General features: G+C 72.4%; 17 protein-coding genes and 1 riboswitch. Of the genes, 9 read left to right on the forward strand and 8 right to left on the reverse strand.

Translation table 11 applies throughout. The features are described 5' to 3' along the window. Positions 1-190 precede the first annotated feature (190 nt). Positions 191-607: a cobalamin B12-binding domain-containing protein gene (locus GFH48_RS16710; protein ID WP_153289047.1), complete on the reverse strand. Its 417-nt coding sequence runs from the start codon at positions 605-607 to the stop codon at positions 191-193. A gap of 494 nt (positions 608-1101) precedes the next feature. On the opposite strand from GFH48_RS16710, the gene GFH48_RS16715 reads away from it, so the two are divergent. Together GFH48_RS16715 and GFH48_RS16720 are read left to right on the forward strand one after the other, a co-directional pair. Next, positions 1102-1977, forward strand: coding sequence for an esterase/lipase family protein (locus tag GFH48_RS16715; RefSeq protein ID WP_153289048.1), 876 nt, complete (start codon positions 1102-1104; stop codon positions 1975-1977). 194 nt (positions 1978-2171) lie between these two features. Beyond that, positions 2172-3926, forward strand: coding sequence for a M23 family metallopeptidase (locus GFH48_RS16720; protein ID WP_153289049.1), 1755 nt, complete (start codon positions 2172-2174; stop codon positions 3924-3926). Positions 3927-4024: 98 nt separating this feature from the next. Here the strand turns inward: GFH48_RS16720 and GFH48_RS16725 are convergent, their stop codons facing one another. Continuing rightward, positions 4025-6628, reverse strand: coding sequence for an ATP-dependent DNA helicase (locus GFH48_RS16725; protein WP_153289050.1), 2604 nt, complete (start codon positions 6626-6628; stop codon positions 4025-4027). Positions 6629-7235: 607 nt separating this feature from the next. After that, a riboswitch (cyclic di-AMP (ydaO/yuaA leader) is annotated at positions 7236-7407 on the forward strand. A gap of 8 nt (positions 7408-7415) precedes the next feature. Between GFH48_RS16725 and GFH48_RS16730 the strand changes: the two genes are divergently transcribed. Beyond that, positions 7416-8576, forward strand: a complete 1161-nt coding sequence (locus GFH48_RS16730) for a C40 family peptidase (protein WP_153289051.1) — start codon at positions 7416-7418, stop codon at positions 8574-8576. A 349-nt stretch (positions 8577-8925) separates the two neighbouring features. Further along, positions 8926-9903, forward strand: a complete 978-nt coding sequence (locus GFH48_RS16735; RefSeq protein WP_153289052.1) for a tellurite resistance/C4-dicarboxylate transporter family protein — start codon at positions 8926-8928, stop codon at positions 9901-9903. Here the strand turns inward: GFH48_RS16735 and GFH48_RS16740 are convergent. Next, positions 9881-10234 (reverse strand): hypothetical protein, encoded by a 354-nt coding sequence (locus GFH48_RS16740; RefSeq protein WP_148010087.1) that lies wholly within the window; start codon positions 10232-10234, stop codon positions 9881-9883. The genes GFH48_RS16735 and GFH48_RS16740 overlap by 23 nt on opposite strands. Positions 10235-10639: 405 nt before the next feature. On the opposite strand from GFH48_RS16740, the gene GFH48_RS16745 reads away from it, so the two are divergent. Next, the gene (locus GFH48_RS16745; protein WP_153289053.1) at positions 10640-11731 is read left to right on the forward strand and encodes a C40 family peptidase; all 1092 of its coding nucleotides are present in this window, start codon (positions 10640-10642) and stop codon (positions 11729-11731) included. A 118-nt stretch (positions 11732-11849) separates the two neighbouring features. Then, entirely contained in the window at positions 11850-12482 is a 633-nt protein-coding gene (locus GFH48_RS16750; RefSeq protein WP_153289054.1) for a hypothetical protein, read from the forward strand. Positions 12483-12552: 70 nt separating this feature from the next. Here the strand turns inward: GFH48_RS16750 and GFH48_RS16755 are convergent, their stop codons facing one another. Further along, positions 12553-13380, reverse strand: a complete 828-nt coding sequence (locus tag GFH48_RS16755; protein WP_153289055.1) for a LuxR C-terminal-related transcriptional regulator — start codon at positions 13378-13380, stop codon at positions 12553-12555. Next, positions 13377-14702, reverse strand: a complete 1326-nt coding sequence (locus GFH48_RS16760; RefSeq protein WP_153289056.1) for an ATP-binding protein — start codon at positions 14700-14702, stop codon at positions 13377-13379. Before GFH48_RS16760 ends, GFH48_RS16755 begins: the two co-directional genes overlap by 4 nt. Before the next feature lie 142 nt (positions 14703-14844). On the opposite strand from GFH48_RS16760, the gene GFH48_RS16765 reads away from it, so the two are divergent. Both GFH48_RS16765 and GFH48_RS16770 read left to right on the forward strand, forming a co-directional pair. Next, the gene (locus tag GFH48_RS16765; protein ID WP_153289057.1) at positions 14845-16215 is read left to right on the forward strand and encodes a PspC domain-containing protein; all 1371 of its coding nucleotides are present in this window, start codon (positions 14845-14847) and stop codon (positions 16213-16215) included. Beyond that, complete coding sequence (locus GFH48_RS16770; RefSeq protein WP_153289058.1) at positions 16202-16462, forward strand: hypothetical protein; 261 nt, start codon at positions 16202-16204, stop codon at positions 16460-16462. The genes GFH48_RS16765 and GFH48_RS16770 overlap by 14 nt, the downstream gene beginning before the upstream one ends. Before the next feature lie 379 nt (positions 16463-16841). Here GFH48_RS16770 and GFH48_RS16775 read toward each other — a convergent pair whose 3' ends face one another. After that, positions 16842-17393 (reverse strand): DoxX family protein, encoded by a 552-nt coding sequence (locus tag GFH48_RS16775; RefSeq protein ID WP_153289059.1) that lies wholly within the window; start codon positions 17391-17393, stop codon positions 16842-16844. A gap of 341 nt (positions 17394-17734) precedes the next feature. After that, positions 17735-19048 (reverse strand): hypothetical protein, encoded by a 1314-nt coding sequence (locus GFH48_RS16780; protein ID WP_153289060.1) that lies wholly within the window; start codon positions 19046-19048, stop codon positions 17735-17737. Positions 19049-19305: 257 nt separating this feature from the next. Here GFH48_RS16780 and GFH48_RS16785 point away from each other — a divergent pair, with 257 nt between their 5' ends. Continuing rightward, positions 19306-20199 carry a DUF4429 domain-containing protein gene (locus GFH48_RS16785; protein ID WP_153289061.1) on the forward strand — a complete coding sequence of 298 codons (894 nt, stop codon included), beginning with the start codon at positions 19306-19308 and terminating at the stop codon, positions 20197-20199. On the opposite strand, the gene GFH48_RS16790 is transcribed toward GFH48_RS16785, so the two are convergent. Next, positions 20192-20986 carry a class II aldolase/adducin family protein gene (locus GFH48_RS16790; protein WP_153289062.1) on the reverse strand — a complete coding sequence of 265 codons (795 nt, stop codon included), beginning with the start codon at positions 20984-20986 and terminating at the stop codon, positions 20192-20194. The two genes, GFH48_RS16785 and GFH48_RS16790, sit on opposite strands and share 8 nt — an antisense overlap. Positions 20987-21037 lie beyond the last annotated feature (51 nt).

The following is a 21037-nucleotide window of genomic DNA, read 5'->3' on the forward strand; positions in this document are numbered from 1 at the left end:
CACCGGGGCCGGAGATCCTCCCCGCGGCCTCGCCCCCGAACCCCGGACGGTCCGCGGCGCCGCCCGGTCGGGGGCACGGGGAGCCGTGCGACCGGCCCCCGGCCGCCCGCATCCGAAGAACCCCCACCCGGGGACGGGCAGGGGCGACCAGGGCGGAAGCCCGCCCGCGCCGGCCTCCGCCGGCCAGGCGCTACGCCCCCGCGGGCTGCCGCACGTTCGCCCGTACCCACTCCACGATCGACCCGGTCGTCGCGCCCGGCGTGAAGATCTCGGCGACGCCCTTCTCCTTGAGCGGAGCGATGTCCGCCTCCGGGATGATCCCGCCGCCGAAGACCTTGATGTCCTCCGCCTCGCGTTCCTTGAGGAGATCGATCACGGCCGCGAACAGCGTGTTGTGCGCGCCGGAGAGGATGGAGAGACCGATCGCGTCGGCGTCCTCCTGGATCGCGGTGTCGACGATCTGCTCGGGGGTCTGATGGAGCCCGGTGTAGATGACCTCCATGCCGGCGTCGCGCAGCGCCCGCGCGATCACCTTGGCCCCCCGATCGTGGCCGTCGAGCCCCGGCTTGGCCACCACCACGCGGATCGGACCGGCTGCCACACCCATCACTGCCTCCATGAACCGACTACAACGACCTGTACCGACACATATCGAACATTCCGCCGCTCACCGCACCGGACGTACCTCTGCGGCACAGGCACCCCGCACCGCACCGGCCGGGGAAGTGAACGAACGTTATCGTCAGATCCGTGCAAACCGCAGTTTCCCGCTGAAGAGCGAGGGGGAAATCACACGGTGGGACACATTCGCCGCGCATCGCTCCGCGCTTCAGCGGCACCCGCGCCGCAGGAACCTGCGACGCGCGGGCCACGACCGGAGCCTGCGCAAGGAGAGCCGCCGACAGGTGGCGGCACCGGCACCGCGCCGACGAGGCGCGGCGACGGTGCGGCACACCGGCGGGAGCACGACGGCAGGGACTCCCGCCGCGCCACCGGCGCACCACACGCCGCGGACGCACCGTCGCCCTCCGCCACCGGCGCTCTCCACAAGGGCACACGGGGGACGGAGCTGTCCCTTCGCGTGTCGACTGGAGGTCGGCCATGAAGGTCACCGGGACAGAGCCGCCCGTTCTCCCGTTCCGTCAGCGCCTGCTGCCAGGCAGGCTGACAGGGCTCTCGGTGGCCCTGCTGAAGGCGACGGCCCTGGAGCTCGCGATCCTCGCCGGGCACCTCCTCCTCTACCCGTCCGGCATCGTGCAGGAGCGCCGCACCTCCCCCGCGCTCCCCCCGTCCGACGCCACCCGGCTGCCCACCGAGGCCAAGCCCCCGGTCGTCCTGCTGCACGGCTTCATCGACAACCGCTCGGTCTTCGTCCTCCTGCGCCGCAACCTCGCGCAGCACGGCAGGCAGCACATCGAATCGCTCAACTACTCACCGCTGACCTACGACATCCGCACCGCCGCGGAGCTGCTCGGCCGGCACATAGAGGACATCTGCGAGCGCACGGGGCGCGACCGGGTGGACATCGTCGGGCACAGCCTCGGCGGACTGATCGCGCGGTACTACGTGCAGCGCCTCGGCGGCGACCTGCGCGTCCGCACGCTGATCACACTCGGCACACCGCACTCGGGCACCCGGGTGGTCCCGTTGATGAACGCGCACCCGATCGTCCGTCAGATGCGCCCGGGCTCGGACGTGATCCAGGAGCTGCGCGAGCCCGCGCCCGACTGCCGTACGCGTTTCGTGAGTTTCTGGAGCGACCTCGACCATCTGATGGACCCCCTGGAGACCGCCGCCATCGACCACCCGGACCTGCTCGCGCAGAGCGTCCAGGTGAGCGGTATCGGGCATCTCGCCCTGCCGGTCCACCCCGCGGTCGCCACCGGGATACGTCAGGCGCTCGACAGCGAGGAGAAGGCCGTCCGCACCACCCCCGTGGAGGCCGTGGCCGAGGCCGGGGGGCTCACCGTGGCGTGACACCCGTCCGGCGACCGCCGTCCGGCTCCCCTCCTCCCCGCGGAAGACGAGCCGGAGAGGAGCCGGAGAGGGATGGGACCCGGTCGGAGAGGGGCCGGAGAGGGGTCGGAGAGCGTCCTGACGGTGTCTCAATTTCGAACACTCGTCGAACGCCAGGCCAAGCCCGTGCCCGCACTCCGCCGAAAGACGGCCGAATGCCCGTTTCCCGGGAAGAGGAAACCTGCCGAAGATTGTCGCGCCCGCATACCGCCGGGTACAGTCGCCGCACTGCTCTGCCAGCCCCTGTTGTCGAGGCGAAAGAGAAGTTGGTGAACGACCGTCACCCGTCGGGGACCGTGACCTCCCCGGCCCCGGCTTCCGATGCCGTCTCGGCGCACTACGCGTCCTACGGCGGCCAGGAAGTCCAGTACGGCGACTTCACCACGTACGACGGCCACAACGGAACCGGCGCCTACGCGACCGCGAGTTTCGAGACCGATCCCCTCTTCGGCAACATGTCGGGCGGCGACGGGACGGGCTCGTACGACGCGACGCAGTGGAACACCGGCGACCACCAGACGCCGGCCTACGACCCTTACGCCGCGCAGCACCAGACCGCGTACGACACCGGCGGCTACGACACCACCGCGTGGGCGACCGGCTATCAGCAGCTCGCCGACATCCCCGCACAGCATCCGGGCCCCGACGCCACGGGCCAGTGGGACGCGGCCGCCTGGCTCCAGGCCGAACCGGCCGGCCAGACCCAGCAGTGGAGTGCGCCCACCCAGGAAACGGGTGCGTACGACGCCACCCAGTGGAACACCGTCGGTGAACACGACCCGTACGAGGCCTACGAGCACCCCCAGGTGGGCGAATCGCACGACCACCAGGCCACCGATCCGTACGAGCACCAGGCCGTGGCGGACCCGTACGAACACCAGGCCGTGGCGGACCCGTACGAACACCAGGCCGTGGCGGACCCGTACGAACACCAGGTCGCGGCGGACCCGTACGGACAGCATGCTTCGGCCGACCCGTACGAGCAGCAGGGCGAGCACGAGCCCTTCGAGCAGCAGGCGACCTCGGCCTTCGAGCAACTGCCGTACGAGGAGCCCGCCGCAGCGCGGGACGAGTACGACTTCGAGGACGCCGATCCCGCGCACGAGACGCCGCTGCTCGACGACATGGAAGAGGTCACTCCGGCCTCCCGTACCGCGAACAGGCCGGCCTCCCGCTCCCGTCGCCGCTCCCCGGCCAAGCGTTCCGCGCTGCTCACCGTCGCCGTGCCCTCGGCCTGCGTGATGGGCGTCGCGGGTATCGCGGCGGCCTCCGTGGGCACCATCGGCGGGGACGACACCAAGAACACGACGGCCAGCGCGCCCGACGCGGCCGCGGTGAAGCCGTCCACCGCCAACAACAAGCTGGACACCCAGCTCCAGAGCCTGTCGGCGGGTGCGGACGACTTCGCCGACCGGGCCAGCCGGACCCAGGAACGCATCGACCTCAAGGCCCAGCAGGCCGCCGAGCAGCAGAAGGCGGCGGCCGCGGCGGCCCGCAAGGAGCGGCTGCGGCCCAAGTTCGTCCTGCCGGTCACCCAGAGAGGACTCAGCGCCTACTTCGGTCAGGCGGGGGTCAACTGGATGTCCGTGCACACGGGCATCGACTTCCCGGTGTCGTACGGCACGACGGTCATGGCCGCGACGGACGGCACCCTGCGGACGCAGTGGAACAGCGCGTACGGGAACATGGCGATCCTCACCGCGAAGGACGGCACGGAGACCTGGTACTGCCACCTCTCCAGCTACAAGGTGCCGTCGGGAACCGTCGTGAAGGCCGGTGACCAGATCGCGTTCTCCGGAAACTCCGGGAACTCGACCGGGCCGCACCTGCACTTCGAGGTCCGGCCCGCGGGCGGTTCGGCCATCGACCCCCTGCCGTGGCTGCGCAGCCACGGTCTGGACCCGACGTGAGCACGCCGTAGGCCGATCGCCGTAGGCCGATCGCCGTAATCCAGCCTGGGGTTTTCACGGCCGGACGGGCCCCCCGCCCGGCCCCGACGCCCTGCGGGCTAGAGCTTCTCCACCGGCGCGTACCGCAGCAGCAGCCGCTTCGGCTTGGGCTCGCCGAAGTCGACCGTGGCCTCCGCGTTCGCCCCCGTGCCCTTCACCCCGACCACCGTGCCGAGCCCGAACTGGTCGTGGGTGACCCGGTCGCCCACCGCCAGCGAGACGACCGGCTTCTCGGAGGCCCCGCGGCGCGTCGCGAAGCCGGAGGCACCGGACGCCGCGGACCGTGAGCGCGAGGACGACAGCGAGGCCGCCACACCCGAGACGGGCCCCGAGGACACCGGGGCCATGGCGCCCGTGCGCTTCCACTCCAGATGCGTGTCCGGGATCTCCTCCAGGAAGCGGGAGGGCGGGTTGTACGAGGGCTGGCCCCACGCGCTGCGCATGGACGAGCGGGTGAGGTAGAGGCGCTCACGCGCGCGCGTGATGCCGACGTACGCGAGACGCCGCTCCTCCTCCAGCTCCTTGACCTGCCCCAGCGCGCGCATGTGCGGGAAGACGCCGTCCTCCATGCCGGTGAGGAACACGACCGGGAACTCCAGGCCCTTGGCGGTGTGCAGGGTCATCAGGGTGATGACGCCGTTGCCGTCGTCCTCGTCGGGGATCTGGTCGGAGTCGGCGACGAGCGCGACCCGCTCCAGGAACCCGGAGAGCCCGCCGGCCACCGCGACCCCCTCAGCGGCATCGGTCGTCCCAGCGGCATCGGTCGCCCCAGCGGCACCGGTCGCCCCTGCGGCATCGGTCGCCCCTGCGGCATCGCCGGCCGCCCCGGTCCCGTCCTCGCCCCCGCCGGACTCCTGCTCGAACTCAAGCGCCACGGCCGCGAGTTCCTGGAGGTTCTCGATCCGGGTCTCGTCCTGTGGGTCCGTCGAGGCCTGCAGCTCGGCGAGATAGCCGGTGCGTTCGAGGACCGCCTCCAGGACCGTCGCCGGGCCCGCGCCGGACTCGACGATCGTACGGAGGTCCTCCATGAGCGCGTTGAACCGCTTCACGGCGTTCGTCGACCGCGCCGCCATGCCGTACGCCTCGTCGACGCGGCGCAGCGCCTGCGGGAAGCTGATCCGCTCCCGCTGCGAGAGGGCGTCGATCATCGCCTCGGCGCGGTCACCGATCCCGCGCTTGGGGACGTTCAGGATCCGGCGCAGCGGGACGGAGTCCTCGGGGTTGGACAGGACGCGCAGGTAGGCCAGGACGTCCCGGACCTCCTTGCGCTCGTAGAAGCGGACACCGCCGACGACCTTGTAGGGCAGGCCGACGCGGATGAAGATCTCCTCGAACACACGGGACTGGGCGTTCGTCCGGTAGAAGACCGCGACATCGCCCGCCTTCGCGTCGCCCGCGTCGGTGAGACGGTCTATCTCGTCGGCGACGAACTGTGCCTCGTCGTGCTCGGTGTCGGCGACATAGCCCGTGATGTTCGACCCGGCGCCCGCGTTGGTCCACAGGTTCTTGGGGCGGCGCGACTCGTTGCGCTCGATGACCGCGTTCGCCGCGGTGAGGATCGTCTGGGTGGAGCGGTAGTTCTGCTCCAGCAGGATGGTCGTCGCGTCCGGGTAGTCCTCCTCGAACTGGAGGATGTTGCGGATGGTCGCGCCGCGGAAGGCGTAGATCGACTGGTCGGCGTCACCCACGACGCACAGCTCGGCGGGCCCGAGGTCGCCCTCGGCCGGCGGCAGGCCCTCGGGGCGGTCGCCGCTCGCCGGTCCCACGAGCTCCCTGACCAGGGCGTACTGCGCGTGGTTCGTGTCCTGGTACTCGTCGACCAGGACGTGGCGGAAGCGGCGGCGGTAGTGCTCGGCGACGTCCGGGAAGGCGCGCAGCAGGTTGACCGTCGTCATGATCAGGTCGTCGAAGTCGAGCGCGTTGGCCTCGCGCAGCCGCGACTGGTACATCGCGTAGGCCTGCGCGAGGGTCTTCTCGAAACCGTCCGCCGCCTGGCCGGCGAAGTCCTCCTCGTCGATCAGCTCGTTCTTCAGGTTGGAGATCTTCGCGCTGAACGACTTCGGCGGAAAGCGCTTCGGGTCGAGGTCCAGGTCCCGGCAGACCAGGGCCATCAGGCGCTTGCTGTCGGCGGCGTCGTAGATCGAGAAGGAGGACGTGAAGCCGAGCCTCTTCGACTCGCGGCGCAGGATGCGTACGCACGCGCTGTGGAAGGTCATCACCCACATCGCGTGGGCGCGCGGGCCGACGAGCTGCTCGACGCGCTCCTTCATCTCGCCCGCGGCCTTGTTCGTGAAGGTGATCGCGAGGATCTGGCCGGGGTGGACATGGCGCTCGCCCAGCAGGTGCGCGATCCGGTGCGTGAGCACCCGGGTCTTGCCGGAGCCGGCGCCGGCCACGATGAGCAGCGGGGAGCCGGAGTGCACCACGGCCGCGCGCTGGTTCTCGTTGAGCCCGTCCAGCAGGGCCGCCGGGTCCACGGCGGGCCGGTGGGCGCCGTCGCGGTAGTACGCGTCGCGGTCCGGGGGCACGTCGAAGCGGCCGCCGAACAGGTCGTCCGGAAGCGGCTCCGCCACCTCGTCCTCGGGCGGCGGCGGAGGCTCTTCCTCATGGGCCCCGGAAGGCTTGAGGTCCGCCAGGAAGCTGTCATCAAAGAGGCTGCTCATCGCTCTCCGAGTCTAGGCGGCCCCACTGACAACCCGCCGCCACCCCGGAAACTGGGCCGGAATTCCCGCGGAGTCCGGACCCGAATTCCCGCTGGAGCCGGGGCAGGACGGCCACGGACGCCGGACCAGGACCGCCACGGACGCCGGGCCGGGGTGCGCACGAACGCCGCACGGGGGTCCCACAGGGTCCGGACCGGGGCTGTGGCCGGACCGGACTCGCACGAAAGCCGGGCCGGGACTCGCACGGAAACCGGGCCGGGACGCATACGGAAACCGGACCAGGACTCGTACGGACACCGCACGGGGTTCCCGGCGGCGCACAGGGTTCCCGGCAAGGACCCCCACCGTGTCCGCGCCGGTGCACAGCACCTGCCGGGGAACCGGGCCGGAGTGCCGCGAAAACCGGTCCCCGCCCACACCGAAACACCCTCACCTTCCGGCAGCGCCCCGCTACGGTCGGCCACCGATCCGCCGCTCCGGGCGTCCAGGCGGCCCAGGTCACGAAAACGTATCGGGCATATCGCACATCAAACTTCACAGACCGCTCACGCGTTGGCTAGCGTGCCCGGCAGACCGCTCGACGGCAACCGGCGAACGTCGCCGGGCCGAGCGGCCTCCGCCGAGTCCGGCGCGCCCGCGCGGCGACCGGAGCCGGGGACCCAACCGACTCTGGGGTGAATCGGTCCGACCGCCCGTGGGGCAAGGACCGTAGGGCAAACCTTCCGGAAGTACCCGCCCGAACCCGACAGCTAACCCGGTAGGCGGATGACGGAAGGAGTCGCCTCTCTTGGCGTCGCACCGCAAGTGGAGTCCTCCGGGCACACGCCGGACGGGCCTACGGACCCCCGTCCTCGCCACGGCCGCCCTGACCTCCGTGGCCCTGCTCTCCCAGACGGCGAACGCCGCGCCCCCGGCCGAGCCCCGACCGAGCCTCGAAGAGGTCGAGAAGAAGGTCGACGACCTCTACCACCAGGCCGAGACCGCCACCGAGAAGTACAACGCGACCAGGGAGAAGACCGCCAAGCAGCGCGAGCGCGTCGGCTCCCTCCTCGACGACGTGGCCCGGCGCACCGAGAAACTCAACACCGCGCGCGAGGAGCTCGGTTCGTTCGCCGCGGCCCAGTACCGCACCGGGGCGTCCGCACCCGGCAGCGCGAGCCTGCTGCTGGCCGACACCCCGCAGGACTACTTCGACCAGACCCAGTTGATGAACCGTCTGACCACCCGCCAGAAGGCGGCCGTCGACGACTACGTCACCGAGCAGGCCTCGACCTCGAAGAAACGCGAGGAGGCCTCCCGGAGCCTGCGGACGCTCACCACCTCGCAGGACGCGCTCAAGACCTCCAAGGCCGACGTCCAGGGCAAGCTCGCCGCGGCGCGCGACCTGCTGTCGAAGCTGACCGCCGACGAGAAGGCACGGCTCGCCGCGATCGCGAAGAAGAAGCGGGAGGAGGCCGACCGCGAGGCGGCCCGACTCGCGGCCGAGCGGGCCGCGTCGGAGAAGAAGGCCCGGGACACGGCCCCACCGCCGGGCACGTCGTCCGGGACCACGGGGACGTCCGGGACCACGGCCACCGACTCCTCGTACACCGCCAAGGCCGGCAAGGCCATCGCCTTCGCGCGTGCCCAGGTCGGCAAGCCGTACGTGTGGGGCGCGACCGGACCCGGCTCGTACGACTGCTCCGGTCTCACCCAGGCCGTGTGGAAGGCCGCCGGCGTCACCCTCCCGCGTACCACCTACGACCAGGTGAACGCGGGCACCACGGTCCCCCTCTCCGCCATCGAGCCCGGAGACCTCGTCTTCTTCTACGGCGACATCAGCCACGTGGGCCTCTACGTCGGCGACGGGATGATGATCCACGCCCCCAAGCCGGGTGCGTACGTCCGCGAGGAGTCGATCTTCTACGGCGGCGAGTCGATCATCCACAGCGTGGTGCGCCCGGCCTGAGCCCCGGCGCGGGCACGCGCGCGTGAGGCCCCCCGGGCTCCACGCGCCCGGCCCGCGCCGCTCGCTCGTGCCCGCGCCCCCGTACCCGCCGTACGCCCGTACCCGCCGTACGCCTGTACCGCCGCGCCCTCGTCACCCGTGCCGTCCACGCCCCTTGTCGCCGTACGCCGGTACGCCCGTACGCCCGTACGCGCGGCCCCCTTGTCGCCGTACGCCGGTACGCCCGTACCGCCCGCGCACTCCTCCCCCCGGCGCCCCGCGCCCCCGCACCCGTCCGGCCGACCCCGCATGCGTGATGTACGCGCGCGCCCCGCGGGCAACCCGCCCGAAGGTCCCTAGCATCGGGGCCATGCCAGCCACCTCGCCGCCCCGCAGCCCGTGGGTCCGACTCCGTTCCTGGTGGGCGGAGAGCCCGCCCGCCGCCGCGGCCGCCGTTCTGGCCACCGGCATCCTCTCCGTCGGGCTGCACGAGGCCGGTGACGAGGTCCTGTCCCGGATCGCGCTGGTCCTGGCGGCCGTCATCTGGCTCGGGTTCGCCGTGGACTTCACGGTCCGCCTGCTGCGCGATCGGGAGCGGTGGCTGGAGGAGGCCGGCACGCCGAGCGCGCTCACCGGGGTCGCCGCGACCGCCGTGCTCGGCACCCGGCTGACCGACCTGGGATGGCTCGGGGTCGCCGAGGTGCTGCTCGCGCTCGCCGCGGTGCTGTGGCCGGGGCTGCTCTACCTGCTCGTACGGGGCCTGCGGCTCCGTATGCCCGGAAGCGTGTTCCTCGGATGCGTGGCCACGCAGGGACTCGCGGTGCTCGCCGCGTCGCTCGCCGGGGCCACGCGCGCGGACTGGCTCGCGTACGCGGCGCTGGTCCTGTTCTGGCTGGGGTTCCTGGTGCTGTACGTGGTGGCGCTGACGTGCTTCGACTTCCGGGAGACGGCCAACGGGCGCGGCGACCACTGGATCGCGGGCGGCGCGCTCGCGATCTCCGCGCTGGCCGCGTCGAAGCTGGTCCTCGCGTACCAGGCGGACATCTACCTGTGGAACTACGACGACAACGGCGTGATGCGCTGGGTGACCCAGGCGCTGATCATGGTGACGCTCGCCTGGTACGCCGTGCTGGCCGTCGCGGAGCTGCTGTGGCGCCGTCCGCGTTACGACGTGCGGCGCTGGGCGACCGTGTTCCCGATGGCCATGACGGCGGCGGCGGCCCTGTCGGTCGCGGACGCCGTCGGCTTCGCGTGGCTCAGGGGGGTCGGGCAGGTACTGCTGTGGATCTCGGTGGCCGCCTGGCTGCTGGTGGCGGCCGGAACCGTCAGGTCCACAGCACCGCGATGAAGATGTTCGCGGTCGTCAGCAGCCCGACCAGCCCGAACAGGCCCTTGTCGACCTTCTCGTCGTCCCGCTTCACATAGACCAGCCCGAGGATCACGATCAGCAGGGCCAGCTTCACGCCGATCTTGACGGTGTTGACCGAGTGGTCGTCGGCCTGGTTGAGACCGACCAGGACGACACCCGTGACCAGCATGGTCAGCGCGCCGTGCAGCATGGCGGGGACGAACCGGGCGGTGCCCCGGCCCATCGCCTTCATCTGGGTGAGGAAGCCGCCGAGCAGCGAGGCGATGCCGATGATGTGCAGGCCCACGAAGAGATGGATGAGTACGTCCATGGGGCCGGAGCCTAATCGGAGGTGTGTGCCCCTCTTGGCACCGCCCCACCCCATGAGGACCCGTAGCACCTGAGAACCCCCGAACGTCCCGGAACCGCCCCATCGGTCATCACCCTGTGTGAAGTCGCCGACGCCGGACCGGGATCACAGTCACATACGGTCACCCGGCGATCCAGTTACGCCAGTTCCGAACATGGTGTTACCGAGCCCTCGCACTCAGGTTTAGCGTCCTCCACCAGGTGCCCGGCTCCCCACCGCCGCCCGGGCCAGGGGCGGCAGCCGGACACCACCGCCGAGAAAGGTCCGGCGGCGACTCGCTCCCCCTGTGTGGGCCGTCGCCGGACGCGTCACCGATGACCGCGCCCTCCGAGGCGGTCACGTCCCCCGGGAAGGATGTGGGCCCTCGTGGCAGCACACCGCAAGCCCAGACAGCGCTCACTCGGCGGCCATACGGTCCGCACGGCCGCGACCATCGCCCTCGCCGGCGCGGCGACGACGGCCGGATTCGAGGGCACCGGGCACGCGGAGCCGCGGCTGTCCCCGGCGCAGGTGAAGGCCAGGGTCGACAAGCTGTACGAAGAGGCCGAGGTCGCCACGGAGAAGTACGACGGGGCGAAGGAGAAGGCCGACCAGGCGTCCCGGCGGCTGCACGACCTGCGCGACGAGACGGCGCGCAAGGAGGACCGGCTCAACGCTGCACGGGACGCGCTGGGTTCGATCGCCGCGGCGCAGTACCGCAGCGGCGGCCTCGACCCCGCCCTGCAGCTCGCGCTCTCCGATCGCCCCGACCAGTACCTGGACGGGGCCGCGTTCGCCGAGCGGGTCGGTGACCGGCAGGCGGGGGCGGTGGCCCGGGTACGCAAGCAGCTGCGGGAGATCGAGCAGCTGCGCGGGGCCGCGCACATCGAGCTGACCGCGCTCACCTCGCGGCAGGCGGAGCTGAAGCGGGCCAAGAGGACGATCACCGGCAAACTGGACTCCGCGCGGCAGTTGTTGTCGCGGCTCACCGACGAGCAGCGGTCGCGGCTCGGGGACCTCGGGGCGGCCGGCGGTGCCGCGGGCGCGGTGCGGCACGCCTCGCGCTCCGCCGCGCGGGATCTGGGCCCGGCGCCCTCGTCGCCCTCGGCAGGCTCCGTCGCGGCCCCCAACTCCCGTGCGGCCGCCGCCGTCTCGTACGCCTACGGGAAGCTCGGCAGCCCCTACGTCTGGGGTGCCACCGGGCCCGACGCCTTCGACTGCTCGGGCCTCGCCCAGGCCGCGTACCGCTCGGCGGGCGTCCAGCTGCCGCGCACGACGTACGCCCAGATCAACGCGGGCCGACGGGTGTCGCGCTCCGAACTCGCCCCCGGTGACCTGGTGTTCTTCTACTCGGGCATCAGCCATGTGGGGATCTACGTGGGCAACGGGATGATGATCCACGCCCCGAACCCCACCGCGCCGGTGCGTCTCGCGCCGGTCGACGAGATGCCGTTCGCGGGTGCCGCCCGGGTGGCCTGAGCGCACGGGTCCACCCGGGTGGCGCGAAGACACCGGGGCGGATCGGCGCAGTGGGGGCGCGGGGGGTGGATCGCGGTAGCGTCGACGCGGACTCCGTCCCGTCGTCCGAGAGGTCCTGATGCCCGGCTTCCTGTTGCCGCCGCCTCCGCCGCCCGCGCACATCCGCTCCTGGCCGGACCGGGCGGCGCTGCTGGCCGACCGGGGGCGGGTACTGGAGGAACTGCGCGGACGGAGCCTCGGGGTGCATCGGGTGCTGCTGCTCTGGCTGCTGGCGCTCGCGGCGATCGTCGGCTGGGCCCTGCTGGTACTGCCGTTGCAGCAGATCGAGCAGCGCGATCCCACCGGTGTCGTCCTGGGTCCGCTGTTCGCCCTGCTGGGTCTGGCCGCGCTCGCCCCGACGGTCCTCGCCGTCACCCTGTCCGTGCGCAGCGACCGCCGCCTGCACGAACTGCTGGAGGCCTGGACCGCGTTGGACCGCCATCCCGCGACCGACTCCCGGCTCCGCTCCCCCGGGCTCAGCCTCTTCTGGCTCCTCTCCTCGCTCGGCGTCTGCGCGATCGGCGTCTGGACGTCCTACGCGGCGGCGGCACCGGTCGAGTCCGGCCGGGGTCTGTACAGCGATGTCGTCCAGGGCGTCGGGATCGGCCTGATCCTGTGGACGACCGGTCTCATCGGGATCGCGAAGGCCGTCCGCCACTACCGCTGGGCGCTGCGGATCCTGAGCCCGGCGCCCGCCGCGGAACACCGGTAGGCACCCGCCGCGGAACACCGGTGCGCGTCCGACGGAGGTCCGGCGTCCGCGCGGCTCCGCGGACCGCGTGTCACACCAGACGTCGCGCCGTCGCCCAGCGTGTCAGCTCGTGCCGGTTGGAGAGCTGGAGTTTCCTGAGGACCGCCGAGACGTGCGACTCGACCGTCTTGACGGAGATGAACAGTTGCTTGGCGATCTCCTTGTACGCGTAGCCGCGGGCGATGAGGCGCAGGACCTCGCGCTCTCGCTGGGTGAGCCGGTCGAGGTCCTCGTCGACCGGCGGGGCGTCGGTGGAGGCGAAGGCGTCCAGGACGAATCCGGCCAGGCGGGGCGAGAAGACCGCGTCGCCCTCCTGGACACGGAAGATGGAGTTCACCAGGTCGGTTCCGGTGATCGTCTTGGTGACGTAACCCCGGGCACCACCGCGGATCACGCCGATGACGTCCTCCGCGGCGTCCGACACGGACAGCGCGAGGAATCGGACCGGCCGCTCGGCGTCCCCCATCAACGGGGCGCAGCGGCGCAGCACTTCGACACCGCCGCCGCCCGGCAGATGGACGTCGAGCAGCACGACCTCGGGCCGGGCGGCCGTGATGACCGTGACCGCCTGGTCGACGTCCGCGGCCTCGCCGACCACCTGCACGCCGGTCCGCTCGGTCTGTCCGATCTCGGCCTGCACTCCCGTACGGAACATGCGGTGGTCGTCGACGAGGACGACGCGCACAGTGCGTCCGCCCGGGGCTCCGGACGGCTCGACGCCGTCCGCGGCACCCGGCCCGCCCGCCGCCGGGGACCCGGTGGCCGCCCCCGCTCCGGTCGCGGTGTCGCTCTGCTCGTTCGGGCCGGTGTGCGCGGGCACACCGGCCGTCTGTCCGGTCGGCCCGTTCGCGTCGCTCATGACGTCTTCTCCGCCCTCTCCATTTCCAGCTCGACCTCCGTGCCGCCGTCCGGCACCGCGCGCAGCCGCGCCGTGCCGCCGTTGCGCTCCATCCGGCCGATGATCGATTCTCTGACGCCCATGCGGTCGGCGGGTATCGCGTCGATGTCGAAGCCCGGGCCGCGGTCGCGGACGGACACGAAGACCCTCTTTCCCTCGACTTCGGCGTAGACCTGTACGGCGCCGCCCTCGCCACCGTACTTGGCGGCGTTCACCATGGCTTCCCGTGCGGCCTGCATCTGCGCGGTCAGGCCCTCGTCGAGCGGGCAGTCGCCGACCACGACGACCTCGAGCGGGACGCCGTGCTTGTCCTCGACCTCGGCCGCGTTGCGGCGGACCGCCTCGGCGAGGGTGGCGGGTTCGTCGGCCTCGTCCTTGCCGGTGCCCTCCGGTTTGTAGAGCCAGGCGCGCAGGTCGCGCTCCTGGGCCCGGGCGAGCCGGCGCACCTCGTTCGCGTTCTCCGCGTTGCGCTGGATCAGGGTCAGGGTGTGCAGCACCGAGTCGTGGACGTGGGCGGCCACCTCGGCCCGCTCCTGGGCCCGGATACGCATCAGGCGCTCCTCGGAGAGGTCCTGCGTCATGCGGACGAGATAGGGGCCGGCCAGGAGCGCGGTGCCGACGAGGACGGCGAGCGCGGCCTGCAGGACGGAGCCCAGGTGGGCCGCGGAGCCCTGGAGGACGAATATCCCGGTGACGCCCGCGGTGACGAGCAGCACGCCGGCCGCGGACCGCAGCAGCGTGAGCGTCCGGCGACGGCGGCCGACCTCCACCCAGCGGGCCCGCCGCGCGTTGTCCGCCTGGCGCCAGACCAGGGCGACGCCCGCGCCGACGAGGACGGTGGGCCAGAGATACGCCTTGGCTCCGCCTCCGAGGTTCACGTTGCCGACGAAGACCATGGCCACGACGACCATGAGGAGCAGGGCGACGATCTGGCCCCGGTCCGGCTTGCGGGCGACGAGTCTGCGGCGGCCGTCGGGAGCGGTCTCGGTGGTGAAGGCGGGCGCGCGCTCGGAGTCGACCCCGCCGACGCCCAGCGGCACGAAGAACCAGAAGGCGGCGTAGAGCAGCGCGCCGAGGCCGTCCGCCATGAACAGGCCGACGAACACCAGTCGCACCCAGATCACGGGCAGCCCGAGATGCCCCGCGAGCCCTCGCGCCACACCGCCGAGCCAGCGTCCGTCACTGCTGCGGTAGAGCTTGCGCGGGGGCCGCGGGTCGTCGAGAGGCACTGCTGCGGCTTCCGGCATGCCAACGATGTTCACACGGCCGGACGGCCGGAGCATCAGGGTCGACCCCCGAGACTCCCCTGATCTTCGACGGGCCGGTGCTCGAACGGCTCCCCGCGCACCCGTCAGGGCCGATATCAGGGTTCGGCCAGGGTCGTCCCGACTCCCGTCGCGCCTTCTCGCCCGTCACCATGGACACATGACAGATCAGCAGCACGCGGCAGCGGAGCCGCCCCGCGGCTCCGGCGCCCCGTCCCCGGGCACCGCCACGGGTGGGGAGCCGCGCGCGCACGACGGCGTGGTGGCGCCCGAAGCCCCGCACAGGTTCCGGCGCGACCGGCGGCACAGGATGCTGGGCGGGGTGTGCGCCGGGCTCGGGCGGCAGTGCGACATGGACCCGGTGATCTTCCGGATCGTGCTCGCGGTGCTCTCCGCGACCGGCGGCATCGGCCTCATCCTGTACGGCTTCTTCTGGCTGTTCGTCCCGTACGAGGACGAGGACGAGAACGAGGTGCGCAAGCTCCTCACCGGCCGGGTGGACGGCCAGGCGCTGACGGCCGTGCTCTTCGCCCTCGTCGGCTGCGGAGTCTTCCTCTCGATGCTCAACAACGGCGGGGTGCTCACCTTCGCCGTGGTCCTCACCCTGCTCCTCGCGGGCGCGGGGTACTGGTCGCAGCAGCGCGACGCCCCGGACCCCGACCCGCTCGCCGCCCAGGCCGTGGCCGACGCCCCGCCCGAGGCACAGGCTCCACCCGTGCCCGCCTCCTACCCGTCATGGTGGCGCGACCCGATCGTCAAGGACGGTTCGCACGTCGGCGGCACGGGCTATCTCTGGGGCCCGCAGGACGCCCGGGACCGGGACGTCGCGGCAGCGGTCGACATCGCCCGCGGCACGCCCCGCCCGGGCCCGCGCGCCCCGCGGGAGCCGCTGCCGCGCGGGCCGCGCTGGATCGGCGGTTGGGTGTTCCTGCTCGCGCTCGTCGCGGGCGGCCTCGGCTCGGGCCTGACGTGGCACGACCGGCCGCTCGGTTCGAGCCTTCAGATCGGTCTGTCCTGCGCCCTCGTCGTCTTCGGTCTGGGCATCGCGCTCAGCGCGTTCGTCGGCCGTACGGGAGCGGGCTCGCTCTTCCTGGCCGTGCTCACGGCCGCCCTGCTGGCCGGCTCGGTGGCCCTGCCGAAGGACATCAGCACCCACTGGAGACGCACCGGCTGGACACCGGCCGCCGTCACCGACGTACAGAAGAACTACGAACTCGGCACCGGTGTCGGCACCCTCGACCTGAGCCGGCTCGACGTCGCCGCGGGACAGACGGTGACGACGCGCGCGGAGGTGGGGGCGGGCCGGCTCGAAGTGGTGCTCCCGAAGGACGCGATCGTAAGGCTGAACATCGACGTGGGGCTCGGGGACATCCAGTTGCCCGGCGACGGCAAGAAGGACGTGGACGTGGAGCCGGGCAAGGTCAAGCAGGTGACGCTGGCCCCCGCGGCCGGCACCGGGCACGGCGGAATCCTCGACCTCGACCTGCACGTCGGCGTCGGCCAGGCGGAGGTGACCCGTGGCACGTCATGAGTTCCAGCCGGGAAAGCTGGTCGCGGGCTTCTTCCTCGCCACCGCGGGCGTCGTGTACGCCGGTGACGCGGGCGGCTGGTGGGACACCCCGTGGTTCGTGATGATCCCGCTCCTCACGGGCGGCCTGTGCCTGGCCGGAGTGGTGGCGCTCGTGGCCCTCGGCGTACGGCGGCGCCGGGCGGGCTCACGACGGGCGGCCGCGAGGGCGGCGGACAGGGGCCCCGAGGACTCGCACGTACCGGGCTGACCGGGACGGGACGGGCGGGGACACGGCACACGGACGGACCGCTCGACCGGCGGCGCTCACGCCTCGGTCCCGCGGTCCCGTGGATGCTCGGTGGGCGGGTGGTGAGGCGGGCGGGTCCCGCGTACGGGCCCGGGGGACCGGGTGGACCGGACCCGCGGCGGCCTGGCGGACGGTCGCCCCACCGGGCAGGCCGGCAGTCGGTCGGTCGGTGGCCCCATCCGGCAGCCGGGGCAGTCAGTCGTCCGCCCCACCCGGCACGCAGGCGGCCGGGGCGGGCAGTCGAGGCGGACGGCAGACGGTCGGTCCATCCGGGCGGCAAGAAGCCCGTCGGGCCGGCCCACGGTCGGTCGACCCGGCAGGCGGCCTCGGTCCGTCGTGGCTAGTAGCGGTACTCCCCGCCCCGCTGCGCGCCCCGCTGCCCGCGTCGCGCGCGCCAGAGCGCGTCGAGCGAGAAGACCGAGGCGCCGGCGAGGACCAGGGGCAGCCAGGCCATCAAGTAGATGAGGTCGTTGCCGTAGTAGTACGGGTCGGAGGCCCAGCTGACCGTCAGCCACAGGCTGAGCGAGATCAGCGCGCCGCCCAGCGCCGCGAGACGGCCCAGCAGTCCGATGAGGGTGCCGATGCCGACGGCCAGTTCGCCCAGGGCGATGGCGTAGCCGAAGCCGACCGGACTCTTCAGCGCGAGGTCGACCAGGGCCGGGATCGCCGAGGAGTCACGCACCGAGCGCATCAGGTCGCCGATCGAGCCGGAGCCGGAGTCGGAAAGGAAGGCGCTGTTGGTGAGCTTGTCGATCCCCGCGTAGATGAAGGTGACGCCCAGGAAGATGCGCAGGGGCAGCAGGGCGTAGCGCGTGGCCGTCTCGCGCCACCCGTCTCGCCCGCCGCCGTCGACATAGGAGCTTTGGGTGTCCGTTCGCATACCGTGAGTCATCGCTCTCCGCCGCCTCTCACCCGTATTCCGTTGACCCCTCAACAGACCATACGTACGGAAGCGGGTCCCCGCTCAATGGCCGGGAGCGGATTTCTTGCCCGGAGACACATCGCCGCCGTCTTCAGGCCGCGGGCGCCGGGTCGGCCTGGCCGGGATCGCGCCGATGCCCCCACCGCCGAACCGGTGACGCGGTGACCCGGTGACCCGGCCCCGAAGCACTCCGGCGTCCCTGCGCCCCGGCCCCGAAGCACTCCGGCGTCTCGGCTCCCCGGCCCGGTCGCGCCCCAGGCCCAGGCCCGTCACCCCCGGGTGGGCCCGTCACTCCCTGGGCCGTAGCTCCCTCAGTCCGTCACGTCGATCACGCAGCGGTTGGTCTCCACACCGGCCGCCGTCACCACCTGGACCTCCACCCGCCCCGGCTCCACGTCGACCGGTACCGGCACGGTGAGCACGGCGTCCGTGGGGTTGCTGAAGCCGCCCGGCACCGGGACCAGCGGCACGTGCACATGGACCGCGCCGATGCGGACGACCATGCGGGAGAGCCGGTCCGCGGTCTGGGCGCCCGGAGGGACGAAACCGGCCCCCCGGATCTCGATGTCGTCCCCGGTGCGGATCGGGGCGTCGAGGTCACCGGCCTCGCGGGAGCGGACGACGGAGAGGATCACGGGCCGGCCGCCCTCGGCGTACTTGCCGGAGAGGTAGGTGGCGGCAGAGACCAGGACGAGCAGTGCCAGCCCCCAGGGCAGGTCGGGCAGCTGTTCCGGCCGCCGGGCCAGCCGGACCGCGGCGAACACCAGGGCGACGGCGCCGACGACGACGTACTGGATGTCGGCGAAGCTTCCCTTGCCGGAGTCGTCCGTCAGCAGGTCGGCGGCACGCGGCCGGTCGGCCCGTACCTTCTGCAGCCGTTGCCCGAGCACCCGCACGCCCACCACGCGGCGCACCAGCACCGCGATCCCGCACACCACCGCGACGACGGTCACGACACCGGCGCCCCGGGCGAGTTCGAGCCCGGCGATCAGGTCGTCGCGCCTGCCGTGGGCGGAGGCGGCCGCCAGCTGACCCACCAGGACGAGCACCGCGTACACCACGAACAGCACCCACGCGGCGGCCATCGCGCGCGAGGTGGAGAGACGGTTGTCCTCACCGATGACCGGCGCGAGGGCACCGCCGCGCGCCCGGTGCAGATAGCCCGCTCCGGTCAGCAGGGCCGCCACCAGGACGGCGGCGACCAGCCCCGCCGTCCGCGCCGCGGACCACCCCGCGCCGATCGCGGTGAGCGCCTGCACCAGCAGCAGCGCCACGACGGTTCCCCACACCGCGAACGCCGTACGCCGCCACAGTCGTCCCAGCCAGGCCTCGCCGTCGACGCGCCCGCGTTCCGCGACGAGGTCCGCGGACTGGGTGAGTTCGTCCGACACCCACTGCCGGGACGCGGACGCCGAGTGGGCGACGCCGGCCGGCAGACCCTGTCCCGACGCCAGTTCGTCGCGCTTGGCGAGGAACGCGGCGACGGCCCGCCGGTGTCCCTCGCGCGCCCCGTGCGGACAGTCCCCGCAGGTGCAGCCGCCACCATGCGCGCCCTGCCCGGCACCGAGCCCGCCACCGCGCCCCGCACCGCGCTCCGCGCCGTGTCTCGCCTCCTGCACCGCCACGCCCGTTGCCGCCTTCCCCGCACCGGGAACTCCCGTGCGGCCAGATCCTCGTACGTCTGCGTGCGCCTGCGTACGTCCTCGTGCGGCGCCGTACGTCTCCGTACCGCTCCGCACGCCTGACTTCCGTACAACTGCCTTACAACTGCCCCGCGATGACAGCGAATTGTGCCGTACGCAACAGCGCCCGCGTCCGGCAGGTCTGGTCAGCGCGGGTGAAGTGCCGGACCCCGTGTTGACCCGGCTGCGAGAATTCCCCCATGGCCGAGATCATCCAGCGCGACGGGACCTGGGCCTTCGACGGCAGCACGGTCAGGATCACGCCGGGGCTGCACCGTTCCGTGCCCCTGTTCCGGCAGACATACGGGGAGATCACGGTGCCCCTGGAAGCGGTGTCCGGCATCGTCCACGAGCCCGAACGCAAGCGCGGCCGGCTGCGCCTGAGACTGCGTGAGGGCGCCGATCCGCTGCTCCAGGCGACCGGGGGACGGCTTCCGGACGCGGCCGATCCGTACCGGCTGACGGTCGACGTCGACCGGTCCGGGGTCGCCGAGTACGTCGCCGAGGAGATCCGCCGTGCGCTGCTCCTGGACCAGGTCCCCAAGGAACCGGCGACGGCCTATCTGCTCGCGGGGCCGCCGGTGCCCGTCTCCGTGCGGTCCAGCGACGGCACCGTCTCCTTCGACGGCGCGCGCGTGCGCATCGACTGGGCGGACACCTCCGACCGGGTCAAGCGGGCGACGGGCCCGCGGATCATCGCCGTCGGGGACCTGGTGCAGGTGGAGTGGCTGCCCAACTCCGGTTACGAGAACGGGTTCCTGCGCTTCGTGACGCGCGAGACCGCGTTCTCCAAACTGCCGCCCGAGAAGGACCCGTTCGCGCTCGACCTGTGGGGCAGCGCGCGCCGTGACCTGCTCACGGCGCTCGTCGCCGCCGCGGTGACGGCCCGTCTGCCGCATCCGTCGGTCCGCGCCGGCGAGTTCACCGACCGGCCCCCGCAGTCCCCCGCCGCCGCGCGGGTACCGGCCCAGGCCGACCATCACGACGTACTGCTGCGCCGGCTGCGCGAGCTGGGCGAGCTGCACCGGGACGGAGTGCTCACGGACGAGGAGTTCGCGGCGACGAAGGCGGCGGTCCTGAAGGGCTTCAGCTGAGGAGATCGGGTTCGCTCCGGCTGATGTCCTGCCACAGGGGCTGGTAGTTGATCCACGCGACCAGGTCGCCCCCGAGCTGCTCCCGGGTCGCGACCGCCTGCTTGTGGTCGATGAGGACCGGGCGGCCCGCGGCCTGCGCGGTGAGCTGGACCTGGCTGGAGCGTTCCATCGACAGGAACCACCAGGCCGCCGCGTCCACCGAGTCGCCGACGGTGAGCAGTCCGTGGTTGCGCAGCACCAGGGCCTTGCGGGTGCCGAGCGCGCCGGCGATCCGGCGGCCCTCCTCGGTGTCCACGGCGACACCGCTGTAGGTGTCGTAGAGCGCGTGGTCCTCGTAGAAGGCACAGCTCTCCTGGCTGATCGGGTCGAGGAGGTCGCCGAGGGCGGAGAGCGCGCGGCCGTGCACCGAGTGGCAGTGGGCGACGGCGACGACGTCGGGGCGGGCGGCGTGGACCTGCGCGTGCACGGTGAACGCCGCCTGGTTCACGTGGTAGCGGCCCTCGACCACCTGCCCGTCCTGGTTGGCCATGACCAGGTCGCTCACGGTGACGTGCTTGAAGGGCATCCCGAAGGGGTTCACCCAGAAGCAGTCGCTGTACTCCGGGTCGCGCGCCGTGATGTGGCCGGAGACCCCGTCCTCGAATCCGAGCCGCCCGAAGATCCGCAGCGCTCCGGCCAGCCGCTCCTTGCGGTGGCGCCGCTCGTCGTCCGGCGAGTCGTACATCGGCGGCATGGCGAACTGGAGCTGGTCGGTCGGTAGGGGCAGGGGCGGCGTGGGCCCTTGCATATGTCCTCCAGCACTGGCGTGTCCGATACGGAGCGGAAGTTACCTCCGGGC

The organism is Streptomyces fagopyri, assembly GCF_009498275.1.
Lineage (GTDB): Bacteria > Actinomycetota > Actinomycetes > Streptomycetales > Streptomycetaceae > Streptomyces > Streptomyces fagopyri.

Coding starts and splice junctions, on each gene's coding strand:
- GFH48_RS16710 (WP_153289047.1), bottom strand. CDS start 607: ATGGGTGTGGCAGCCGGTCCGATCCGCGTGGTGGTGGCCAAGCCGGGG.
- GFH48_RS16715 (WP_153289048.1), top strand. CDS start 1,102: ATGAAGGTCACCGGGACAGAGCCGCCCGTTCTCCCGTTCCGTCAGCGC.
- GFH48_RS16720 (WP_153289049.1), top strand. CDS start 2,172: ATGCCCGTTTCCCGGGAAGAGGAAACCTGCCGAAGATTGTCGCGCCCG.
- GFH48_RS16725 (WP_153289050.1), bottom strand. CDS start 6,628: ATGAGCAGCCTCTTTGATGACAGCTTCCTGGCGGACCTCAAGCCTTCC.
- GFH48_RS16735 (WP_153289052.1), top strand. CDS start 8,926: ATGCCAGCCACCTCGCCGCCCCGCAGCCCGTGGGTCCGACTCCGTTCC.
- GFH48_RS16740 (WP_148010087.1), bottom strand. CDS start 10,234: ATGGACGTACTCATCCATCTCTTCGTGGGCCTGCACATCATCGGCATC.
- GFH48_RS16750 (WP_153289054.1), top strand. CDS start 11,850: ATGCCCGGCTTCCTGTTGCCGCCGCCTCCGCCGCCCGCGCACATCCGC.
- GFH48_RS16755 (WP_153289055.1), bottom strand. CDS start 13,380: ATGAGCGACGCGAACGGGCCGACCGGACAGACGGCCGGTGTGCCCGCG.
- GFH48_RS16760 (WP_153289056.1), bottom strand. CDS start 14,702: ATGCTCCGGCCGTCCGGCCGTGTGAACATCGTTGGCATGCCGGAAGCC.
- GFH48_RS16765 (WP_153289057.1), top strand. CDS start 14,845: ATGACAGATCAGCAGCACGCGGCAGCGGAGCCGCCCCGCGGCTCCGGC.
- GFH48_RS16775 (WP_153289059.1), bottom strand. CDS start 17,393: ATGACTCACGGTATGCGAACGGACACCCAAAGCTCCTATGTCGACGGC.
- GFH48_RS16785 (WP_153289061.1), top strand. CDS start 19,306: ATGGCCGAGATCATCCAGCGCGACGGGACCTGGGCCTTCGACGGCAGC.
- GFH48_RS16790 (WP_153289062.1), bottom strand. CDS start 20,986: ATGCAAGGGCCCACGCCGCCCCTGCCCCTACCGACCGACCAGCTCCAG.